Source organism: Methanolapillus ohkumae, from assembly GCF_032594355.1.
GTDB lineage: Archaea > Halobacteriota > Methanosarcinia > Methanosarcinales > Methanosarcinaceae > Methanolapillus > Methanolapillus ohkumae.
Genome location: NZ_CP131061.1, coordinates 999,738 through 1,010,172 on the forward strand (window position 1 = coordinate 999,738; position 10,435 = coordinate 1,010,172).

12 protein-coding genes are annotated in these 10,435 nt (G+C 41.5%); 9 read left to right on the forward strand and 3 right to left on the reverse strand.

Annotated features, from left to right (window positions below):
- Nucleotides 1-123: 123 nt before the first annotated feature.
- A complete protein-coding gene (locus MsAm2_RS04290; RefSeq protein WP_338097034.1) occupies nt 124-2,253 on the reverse strand; it encodes a phosphoadenosine phosphosulfate reductase domain-containing protein in 2,130 nt (709 codons plus the stop codon).
- Nucleotides 2,254-2,432: 179 nt separating this feature from the next.
- Between MsAm2_RS04290 and MsAm2_RS04295 the strand changes: the two genes are divergently transcribed.
- The 8 genes from MsAm2_RS04295 (at nt 2,433) to cutA (ending at nt 8,229) form a co-directional block, all read left to right on the forward strand.
- Nucleotides 2,433-2,804, forward strand: coding sequence for a DUF3467 domain-containing protein (locus MsAm2_RS04295; protein ID WP_338097035.1), 372 nt, complete (start codon nt 2,433-2,435; stop codon nt 2,802-2,804).
- A 376-nt stretch (nt 2,805-3,180) separates the two neighbouring features.
- Nucleotides 3,181-3,558 carry a methionine-R-sulfoxide reductase gene (locus MsAm2_RS04300; protein ID WP_338097036.1) on the forward strand — a complete coding sequence of 126 codons (378 nt, stop codon included), beginning with the start codon at nt 3,181-3,183 and terminating at the stop codon, nt 3,556-3,558.
- Nucleotides 3,559-3,770: 212 nt separating this feature from the next.
- Nucleotides 3,771-4,013: a HypC/HybG/HupF family hydrogenase formation chaperone gene (locus MsAm2_RS04305; RefSeq protein WP_338097037.1), complete on the forward strand. Its 243-nt coding sequence runs from the start codon at nt 3,771-3,773 to the stop codon at nt 4,011-4,013.
- 40 nt (nt 4,014-4,053) lie between these two features.
- Entirely contained in the window at nt 4,054-5,157 is a 1,104-nt protein-coding gene (gene hypD / locus MsAm2_RS04310) for a hydrogenase formation protein HypD (protein ID WP_338097038.1), read from the forward strand.
- Nucleotides 5,158-5,197: 40 nt separating this feature from the next.
- On the forward strand, nt 5,198-5,605 hold the full coding sequence (locus tag MsAm2_RS04315; protein ID WP_338097039.1) for a hydrogenase/urease maturation nickel metallochaperone HypA: 408 nt from the start codon (nt 5,198-5,200) through the stop codon (nt 5,603-5,605).
- A gap of 438 nt (nt 5,606-6,043) precedes the next feature.
- Nucleotides 6,044-6,730 carry a hydrogenase nickel incorporation protein HypB gene (gene hypB, locus MsAm2_RS04320; protein ID WP_338097040.1) on the forward strand — a complete coding sequence of 229 codons (687 nt, stop codon included), beginning with the start codon at nt 6,044-6,046 and terminating at the stop codon, nt 6,728-6,730.
- A gap of 16 nt (nt 6,731-6,746) precedes the next feature.
- The gene (hypE, locus tag MsAm2_RS04325) at nt 6,747-7,811 is read left to right on the forward strand and encodes a hydrogenase expression/formation protein HypE (RefSeq protein WP_338097041.1); all 1,065 of its coding nucleotides are present in this window, start codon (nt 6,747-6,749) and stop codon (nt 7,809-7,811) included.
- A 49-nt stretch (nt 7,812-7,860) separates the two neighbouring features.
- Nucleotides 7,861-8,229, forward strand: a complete 369-nt coding sequence (gene cutA / locus MsAm2_RS04330) for a divalent cation tolerance protein CutA (protein WP_338097042.1) — start codon at nt 7,861-7,863, stop codon at nt 8,227-8,229.
- 137 nt (nt 8,230-8,366) lie between these two features.
- On the opposite strand, the gene MsAm2_RS04335 is transcribed toward cutA, so the two are convergent.
- Both MsAm2_RS04335 and MsAm2_RS04340 read right to left on the reverse strand, forming a co-directional pair.
- Nucleotides 8,367-8,726 carry a TIGR00304 family membrane protein gene (locus tag MsAm2_RS04335; RefSeq protein WP_338097043.1) on the reverse strand — a complete coding sequence of 120 codons (360 nt, stop codon included), beginning with the start codon at nt 8,724-8,726 and terminating at the stop codon, nt 8,367-8,369.
- Between the two features lie 29 nt (nt 8,727-8,755).
- The gene (locus MsAm2_RS04340) at nt 8,756-8,992 is read right to left on the reverse strand and encodes a hypothetical protein (RefSeq protein ID WP_338097044.1); all 237 of its coding nucleotides are present in this window, start codon (nt 8,990-8,992) and stop codon (nt 8,756-8,758) included.
- Nucleotides 8,993-9,170: 178 nt separating this feature from the next.
- On the opposite strand from MsAm2_RS04340, the gene MsAm2_RS04345 reads away from it, so the two are divergent.
- Entirely contained in the window at nt 9,171-10,406 is a 1,236-nt protein-coding gene (locus MsAm2_RS04345) for a proteasome-activating nucleotidase (RefSeq protein WP_338097045.1), read from the forward strand.
- Nucleotides 10,407-10,435: the final 29 nt, after the last annotated feature.

Consider the following 10,435-nt stretch of genomic DNA (forward strand, 5'->3'; position numbering starts at 1 on the left):
ATTGACACCTTCGTTTATTTGAGACAATGAAATGCCATTCAATTATTTAAATTCATATATTTCTTTAAATTCAAGTTTTAATATAATAAGATCAATAAATGCAATCAATGAATTCGGACTGTTTTAGCCGCCTTTTCTGCCACGGTTAACCGGCGACTGTTTTCCTTTGGTATTTGTTCTTGTATTTGTTTTTGGTTTTGAACTTCGGCCGGAGTTTGGCTTTCCTGAATTTGTTTTTCCGGAACCGGGTGATTTTGTCGAATCGGATGTTGGGGGTTTATGGAATGTTTTTCCCAAAGATGATTTTGCCGAACCGGATGGTTTGGGTGAGCCGGACAATCTTGATGAAGACGAATTGGAACCGGACGATTTTGCCGAAGATGAATTTGAGCCGGAGGAGAATGATTTGGGGTGGTTGTTTTTATTTTTATTATTTTTATTATTTACATTATAGCCTGCCCGTTCGTTTTTGTTTCCAAAATCATCCTGCAAATCATCATTCTCATCAATACCGTTTCCGATTTGTGATTCTTTTAATTCGATGCCCAGCTCTTCCGACAATTTTACCATTTTGGGCGGCAATTTTTCCCAACGCCAAAATCCGTGATCGGTATACTCTTTGGACACGCCTTCTTTTTCCGCCCAGCCGGACAGATAATTTTCCCAAATTTTCGCAAGCTCCGGATGAATTTCCGTCATCCGGGCATATTCCGCCTGAAACGCGGCGGGGCACATCCAACAGCCGATTCGTTCCAAACCATTGTCATAAAGCGGATTGTACGGCAGTTTTCTCCAGCGGATGTAGAGCCAAACTTCAATGGCGCGCCACTCCCGAATCGGAAAAACATTGAGTTGACCGAAAACGTTGGGGTTGGTGTCCATGGCGGGAATTTTCGCGCGCATGAATGACTCATGCTTGCGTTTTCCGTCAAGAGAAATGTGATCTTTGCCGCCGCCCAGTTTGTTTCCGGAATTGAGTTTGCAGACTTTACAGCACCAGCGTGAATCTTTGGTCGGATGGTCCTTCCTTTTTAAGGTTCTCCAAAAGTCGTCGCCGGCATCAAATTCTTTATATGGAATGTTGCGCTCGGCGCAAAAGTTTCGGGCGAATTCGATGGTTTCGGGATAGTCAATTCCGGTATTAAAGAAAATTGCCGTAAAGGGCGTTGGCCGGCTTTTGTTTTGGAGTGCTTGGACCGCCAAATCCAAAACAACAAGGCTGTCTTTGCCGCCGCTGAAAGAGACGTAGACAGGTTTTTGAGCCTGTTCTTTTGCGTTGACAACACCTTTAATCGTATTGAGGGCATCTTTTCCGAGATTTTTGATGTATTCTTTATTGGCATCCACAATTTCATCCATGCCGGGTTTTTTGGACGAGAGAATCAGCGGCGCATCGGCGGCAATATTTTTGACTTTAAGGATTTGCTGCCGTTTCACATCATCGTTGCTCAGCGTGGATTTTGGGACGCCGCTTTTTTGAATTTGGAAAAAATCATCGCTTCCGACATGAGAAATTCCATAGCCGATGAGGTTTCCGCTTTTGAGAAGAATCGTTTCACCGGCCGCAATTCCGGCCGGAAAATGCTCAATCATTTCAAAGGAAATGTTTTTGCCGTTTAAGTGCGCCTTTGCCTTTTGAATTTCTACAATCCGGTTGGCGGCCGCGAAAATGTACGGCTCGGCAAAAAAGAGCCGAGCGCCATCGGGTGAAAGTTCGAAGACAAAATCCAATTTTTTCAAATCGAACCGAAGAACGCCGATAAGAAAACCGTCGGCAATGACTTCAAGCGTTTGGTCGTCGCCGGGGATTTTATTGAGCAAAAAAACGCGCCCTTCCAGCGGGTCGCAGGAAAAAAGTTTTAAAAAGTGCTTGCGGACAAGCTCAATATCATATCCTTGCGCAAAACGAACGTCAGCCGGCTGAGACAACAGAATTTCCCGTCCCGACTGTCCGCAAATGCCACATTTTTCACCAATCAGAGGCAAGTTACAGCTGCCGCACCAATAAATGGAATTGTTTTCATAAAAGACGCGATTGTTATTTTTTCCGAAATTTTTATTTTCTCTTTTATTTTTATTTTCGGTTCGGCTTTCGTTTCTGTTATTATTTTCGTTTTCGGTGCCGTTTGGATTTTTTCCTTTAGCGTAATAGCCGCCGCTCGCCGATTTTTTTTTGTTCAGATTCACATTGGAAGGATTGGAATGAAATTTGGAAGAAGAAATGAATTCTGACCCGATTGTCTGTTTTGTCATGCCTTTTCCTATCTGTTGATAGTATAAAAAGCCTTTATCATAAGTTATCAAAAGAGATGTGAAATTATGTCAAAATTTAAATGTTAAATGAACTATTCTTCCTTAACTTTTAAAGTAAAAAAGAATAAAACAAGAGTAAAAGCAAAAATAAAACAAAAATAAAACAGGATTGAACTTCCATGGAAAATGAAAACAAGCCAAAAAACAACCAAGAGCCGCAAAAAATTGAAGTCGTCGTTGAAATTTCCAAAGAGCCGGACTTTAAACAATTTTACGCGATCGGCGCGATTGGCGTCAACAATTTGTATGACTTTAGGATCAGTTTTTACAATGATGAACCGGATTTGGTCCGCGGAAACGGAATGCGAAAAATTCAGCGCAAAATCGGAAGCGAAATCATACTGTCGCCGGTTGCCGCCCTTGAACTATCCCGATGGCTGGACCAAAATGTGAAAGATTATGAGCGAAAGTTCGGCCCGATTTTCAAAAACCAAAAACAAGAAGCAGATGATGAGCATCCGAAAAGTAAAATTTTGGAAGGCTACGCTTAATCTTGTTTTTATTTTCCTATTTTCTTTTTTATGAAATTTGTCTCCGGTTTTATTTTTTTCTTAAAAACCGGATGCCAGTTTTGACTGCGTGCGCCTCCCGGCAAACCACACCGCCGGTTTTTTGCAAAATAATTTTTTTTCTGTTGCAGCAAAACAACTCTTATCCCAATCAAACAAGCCCTCCAGATTCAATCAGATGCGTTTCGCATCTGATTGAATCGGATTGTTATTGTAATCTGAAATGTATCGTGAAACAGATGCAATAAACTGGAAACTTTAGAAACAAATGTCGCAGCCACAACAAAAATACCCGCCGCCGATTTTAAATTAGAAATAAAAATTAAAAATATATAGTATAATAAATATAAATCAAGTCATGCCTGAAAATAAATCCAATCTTTTCAAAAAGTTAACCTCGGAAGAAGAACGCGTGATTATTTACAAAGGGACGGAGCCGCCCTTTTCCGGAAAACTTCTTCACAACAAAGAGCAGGGTATTTATGTTTGTAAAAGGTGCGGCGCCGCCCTATATAAATCGGACGACAAATTTGAGTCCGGATGCGGATGGCCGAGTTTTGACGATGAAATCCCGGATGTCATCCAAAGAATTCCGGACAAAGACGGTTTTCGAATTGAAATCATTTGCAAGAACTGCGGCGCGCATTTGGGACATGTTTTTGAAGGGGAACGGCTGACCGAAAAAAACATACGGCATTGTGTCAATTCCATCTCTCTTGAATTTATTCCGAAATAACTATTTTATTTATTTTTGATTTTATTTTTTGATTTTATTTGATTTTGCTTTTACAGCCCAATCAATTTAAATAAAAGTAAATTTTTTAGTTCGTCAAAGATAATGAAAAAACGTGATATAACATTTTAATATTTGCTGAGTTGAATGATTGGCTTAAATTTATTAAAATTTATTAAAATTTGCAAAACGATTGCAAGAGAGGGAAATTAAAAATGTGTATTGCTATACCCGGAAAAATTTCAAGAATTACAGGAGAAAGCAAAGCTGAGGTGGATTTTGGCGGTGTTTTTCGGGAAGTCAGTTTAGATTTGCTGGGCGGCGCATCCGAAGTTAATGTCGGCGACCACGTTTTGGTTCACGTCGGCTACGCGATTTCGGTAATTACGGAAGAGGAAGCCCGGCTGACCATTGAAGCTTTTGACATGATTTTAGAAGCGCAAGACGAACTCATATAATTTTAATTTCATCCGTAAATTATCCGTAAAAAGAGAAGAGGTGGACACTATTTCAAAAACAGATCCCATTTTGGAAAATCCGGTTGAAATTCAAAAAAAATTGATTGAGACGATTTCAAAAGAGCCGAAAGCCGCCCGAATTATGCATATTTGCGGAACCCACGAGCGGACGATTTCCAAATTCGGAATCCGAAGCCTTTTGCCGCCTGAAATTGAAGTTTTAAGCGGTCCCGGATGCCCGGTTTGCGTGACGCCGGACAACGACATCGACACCGCGATTATCCTGGCAAAAAAAGGACTTACCGTCGTTACTTTTGGAGACATGCTCCGCGTGCCCGGAACCGAAGAAAGTTTGTTTGACGCCCGTGCCGAAGGCGCCGATGTGCGGATGGTATATTCCATCGACGACGCCGTAAAAATCGCAAATGAAAATCCGGAAAAGAAAATTGTGTTTTTAGCCATCGGATTTGAAACCACCATTCCAACAACCGCCGCCGCCATTTTGCGCGGCCTCCCATCCAATTTTTATATTTTTACGTCTCTTAAATTAACTCCGCCGGCCATTGACCTTCTGATTCAGGACATCAACGTCGACGCCTTTATCGCACCCGGACATGTTGCCGTCATTACGGGAACGGCCCCCTTTTCCAGTTTTGAAAAAATGGGATATCCGGTTGTTGTTGCCGGCTTTGAATCTTATGACATTTTGCTTGCGGTGGCGATGCTTCAAAAGCAGCTCAAAGAAGGCGCGGCGAAAATTGAAAACGCATACCCAAGAGCGGTCAAGGCGGAAGGCAACAAAATCGCGCTGAAGATGATGGATGACGTGTTTGACGTTTCCGATTCCGATTGGCGCGGCCTTGGAACAATTCCGAATTCCGGATTTGTTTTAAAAGAAAAATATAAGGATCACAACGCCGCTATTTTATTTTATGACTTATATAAAGACGAATTGACGCGTTTGGAAGAAGTCCGGAAAAAGAAAAAGAAAAACTGCATTTGTGCAACGATTTTGACCGGAAAAGCAACGCCTGAAAAATGTCCGATGTTTAAAAAAGCATGTACGCCTTCAACGCCGGTTGGTCCGTGTATGGTCAGCGACGAAGGCATGTGCCACAGCTGGTACAAATACAACCGGGATTAACAATACAGTTTCAAAACCCGTTGGCAAATAATGCAAAATAATGAAAAGACCGGAGATTGAAAAATCAATGCATGAATACTCATTGGCGATGGACCTAATGGAAAATGTTCTCTTCGTTGCGCAGGAAAATGATGCGGCCATCGTGAACAAAATCAGCATAAAAGTCGGGAAATTAGCGCATATCAACCCGATTCAATTGGAATTTTGCCTCCAATCTATTGCGGAAGATACCATTGCAAAAGATGCGGTTTATGTTTTTGAGGCCGTGCCACCTGAAATCAAATGTGTTTGCGGGTTTTTTGGAAAAGCGGAAGAATCGGAAAGAATAAGCAAATCCGATGTGGATATTTTGGAATATTTGATTTCTCTGAAATGTCCGGTTTGCGGCAAAGATGCAGAAGCGGTCGGCGGCAGGGATTTGATGATTGAGTCCATAGATATTGATTAACAATAATCTCTATTAATCTCTATTAATATCTCTAATATTTCTTACAAAACTTTAATTTGTCAAATAAAATTTGCCAAAAAAGTGAGACTTAATTGTTTGAAATCATTTTAAAGCCAAACTTTGAAATGAAATAACAAATTATTTTTAAAATGTGATTTGATTTTGTTTCATAATATAGATTTTAAAAGACATATATTTTTTAAAGATCTTAAAACCTAAAAAATGTACCACTAAATTTTGAATGATCTATTAAAATTAAAGTTTCAATAAAAGAATATGTTTTAAGAACTATTTTAAAATAAATTTATCAAAACATCATTTTCAAAACACATTTAATATTATTTTTCAAAAATAACTCAATTATATCTATTCAAATTATTATCTAATAATTAAAATCATAAAATCATAAAATCATAAAATCAAATACGGTGAAATAAAATGCGGATGCAATTCTTAAATGTTTCTCATATTATCAGTATGAAACACGATGTTTTTAAAGAAAATAAAGATTTAGCGGGTAAAAATAAAAAAGCGCTTTCCGACGCCGGTGTTTTTTCCGTCAACATCATGGGCGCGATCGGTTCCGGAAAAACAACGATGATTGAAGAAGCGATTAAAGCCTTAAAAGACAAATACAAAATCGCCGTCATTGCCGGCGATGTGATTGCGGACATGGACGCGTCCCGTTTTATCCGGCACGGTGTCACCACCATTCCGGCCAACACCGGAAAGGAATGTCATTTGGACGCCCATTTGGTCAACCATTCTTTAAAAGGCATCAATTTAAAAGAGTATGACATTTTGTTCATTGAAAATGTCGGCAATTTAATTTGCCCGACCGACTTTGATTTGGGAGAAGACATGAAAATTGTCATCGTCAGCGTGAGTGAAGGCGACGACATCATTTTAAAACATCCGGTCATTTTTAAAACGTCTGACTTGGCCGTCATTAACAAGATCGATATTGCGGATGCGGTCGGCGTTGATCCGGCAACGATGGTTCGAGACATTGCCTTCCTTAACCCAAAACTTCCAGTTCTGTTGACATCTAAAAAAGACAAAGCCACCGTTGATTCCTGGATATCCGTTATTGAAAAAGGAATTTTAAGCAAAAAGAAACAATAATGGCGGATGATGGAATTTGGCAAAAGCAAATAAGATTTCAATGGAACACGGCGCCGGCGGCGAACAAATGCAGTCGCTGATTGGAAATACGATTTTGAAAAACTTAACAAAAACCAGTGCCGGAACAGTGGGTTTGGACGCTTTGGATGATGGCGCCAGCATTACACTTTTAAAGGGTATGGATGGCTTTTCTGCCGAAAAGACGGAACTCATCATGACCACCGACAGCCACGTCGTCAAGCCGATTTTTTTCCCGGGCGGCGACATTGGGCGCGTTTCCGTTTGCGGTGCCATCAATGATTTGTCCGTCATGGGCGCGCGTCCGCTGGCGCTCAGCTGCGGCATGATTATCCCGGAAGGATTTGACATCATTGACCTTGAAAAAATTGTCCGCTCCATGAATGTGGTTTTGGAAGAAGTCGGCGTTCCAATTATTACGGGAGACACAAAAACCGTAGAAGGAAGCGCTTTGGACTCCATCATGATTAACATTGCCGGAATCGGCATCTGCGATTCTCCGGTTCGGGACAGCGGGCTGTCGCCGGGTGATAAAATCATTGTCACCGGCTACATTGCCGACCACGGGGTTGCGCTTTTGACTAAACGGGAAGGGTTTGAATTCAATTCTGATTTGGAATCCGACGTCGCCCCGGTTTGGAAAATGATTGAACCGGCTTTGTCGGTTCGAACCAAAGACAACAAAAAGGCGGTTTCCGCCATGAAAGATCCGACACGTGGCGGAATTGCGGATTCCCTCAATGAAATGGCACAAAAAAGCAAAGTCGGGATTCGAATTTATGAAGAAAAAATTCCGATTCGGGAAGCTGTTGTCACCTCCTGCGAAATGCTTGGCCTCGACCCCTTGGAAATCGCAAACGAAGGAAAGGTTGTCATGGGCGTTCATCCGGATTTCGCCGACGAAATTTTAAAAATCATCCGGCAGCATCCGTATGGCAAAAATGCCGCCATTATTGGGGAAGTAAACACTGAAAAGCCCGGAAAAGTTATTTTGGAATCAGCCCTTGGAAGCACCCGATATGTAGATGTTCCAACCGGAGACCCGATTCCGCGGGTTTGCTAAATGATCGCTGTCGCAAAGCATCGGCGCACGTGAAGTGCATCATTTTTAGATGAAGAATAAAAAAGAAAAGGGTGAAGTTTTGATGGATCAAAATGAAAAATCCGGCATGTCTTACATTTTCATTTATACGACTTTTCCGACCAAGAAATCCGCCAAAAAAATTACAAAAAAGTTGATCAAAAGACGGGAAATTGTTTGCGCGAACATCCGAAAACATACGGCAGTTTATGTCTACGGCGGTAAGAATTATGATGAAAAAGAATTCGGCTGCATTTTTAAAACCCGGGAAGACAAATGGACGGCTGTCCAATCCTTTGTTTTAAAAAAACATCCGTATGAGACGCCGGTTTTAATGAAAGTTCAAATCGATGATTCAAATGCCGGTTTTTGGAATTGGATCGATGAGAATTTGGACTAATTTTTCTTTTTTTTAGATCATAAAGTGGGAGGCGGTTTTTGTGACAACAAAAAAACTGCTGTTGAATTCTATTTCTTTTTTACGAAATTTGTTGCCATAACGCGCGTACCGGCCGCCGCAAAACGCAAAAATTCTAATTATTTCAAAACTACGAAAATCAATATTAGATAAACTAAAACCGTCATCAAAAAGAACAAAAGCGCATATTTGAAGTTCTTTTTATCCAAACGAACCCCGCCGTTTCCAAAAAGAATCGGAAACGGTCCCAGCATAATCATGCCGCCTGTTTTAATTGGAGTTTCATCCAAATCCGAATTTGAGCTTTTGATTTGAGAATCGGAAAAATCCGGTCCGTCCGGGTTTAAATCATTAAAATTTGGTCCGTAAGGATTGTTTTTTCTGTCCCGTCGGGACAAAAGATAAAAAATGGCGGTCAGGAAAATGGAACCAAAAACCGACAAAAGAATGCTTGGCCAAAACAAAAATTGAATTTCCATGGTCCTTCCTCATTGTGAAAGAAATGAAATTAATACCTGCGCCAGAAAAACACATACAGGATAATGATCACCAAAACAAAAATGAGAACGTTGGTCACAAAATCCGGCGTCGCTCCAAATGTAATCTTTCCGATTTGAATCGGAGAGCCTGAGTCCGCAACATCTTCGCTGAGGCGCATGGTTAAAATAAAACAAAAAACCAAAATCAAGAGAAGCACAACAAAAATAATACCGGCCCGCTTGAAAAAACCGTCTGAAAATTTCATGATGTAAATCATCACCCTGCTTTCTTTATATAAATATTCCTGATTCTTAGGCTTTGGTGATATGGACTAAATTAATTATCGGCTTTTTATTCCATTTTTAATTCTATTTTTAATTCTATTTTAGAAAAAGATTATTAATATCCAAGCCTTTGACGTAAGCATGTCAGAAAACGACCTTATGAATCCCATTCCTTTGGAACACTCCAACAAGGAGCAAGCGCTCATTTTGGAAAATGAAGAGCTTTTGCATAAAATAAAAACAATGACGGAAGACTTGTCCGCCGCCCGAATTGAGAACGGGGAACTCAAAGCAAATGTCCTTAAAATGACTCAAATCGTTGAGGACCACCGCTGGGAAATCCGGCGCCTGAAAAACCAAGTGGAAGAGCTTACCAAAACCCCATTTTTCATTGCGACCGTGATGGAAGTCTTTGGTGAACACGTTTTAATTAAGCTTCATGGCAACAACCAAGAAATTCTTACCCATACTTCTCCGGATTTCCAAGACGAAATAGAGCCCGGAATGCGGGTTGCGGTTAATGGGGCCGCCTATGTGATTATGGAAACCATCAGTCAATCCACCGACGTTCGTGCGCAAGTCATGGAACTCATCCAGTCCCCCAACGTCAGCTACGACATGGTTGGCGGTCTTTCAGATGTGATTTTAGAAGTCATTGAAACGGTTGAGCTTCCGCTTACCCATCCTGAACTTTTCGAGAAAATCGGAATTGAACCGCCTTCCGGCGTCCTTCTTTACGGAAGTCCCGGAACCGGAAAAACATTAATTGCAAAAGCCGTTGCCACCCAAGCCAACGCCACTTTTATCCGGATGTCGGGCTCCGATCTCGTTCAAAAATTCGTCGGCGAAGGCGCACGTCTTGTCAAAGATATTTTTGCGATGGCTCGCTCAAAAGCACCGGCTATTCTTTTCATTGATGAAATCGATGCTGTCGGCGGAACTCGGACTTTTGATGGAACCAGCGGTTCGGCCGAAGTCAACCGGACCATGCTTCAATTGCTGGCCGAAATGGACGGATTTGATGGTCGCGGCGATGTCAAAATTATGGCTGCAACCAACCGAAAAGATCTTCTTGACCCCGCTCTTCTGCGTCCGGGACGGTTTGACCGTGCGATTGAGGTGCCGATGCCGGATGAAAAAGCCCGGGGAGAAATTCTTCAAATCCATACCCGAAAAATGAATCTCGGCACGGATGTCGACTTGGAAAAACTCGCAAAACAAACAGCCGGGTTTTCAGGCGCGGACCTCAATGCCGTTTCTCGGGAAGCCGGTATTTTTGTCTTGCGCCGGCGCGGAAATGTCGTGACCATGCCGGATTTCCTGGAAGCCATTAAAAAAGTGAAGCGGGACGAGCAAAATAATAAAAACGCAGTCCCAAGCAATATGTTCATGTAAAAATTCGCTCCCGTTGGTCGCGAATTTTT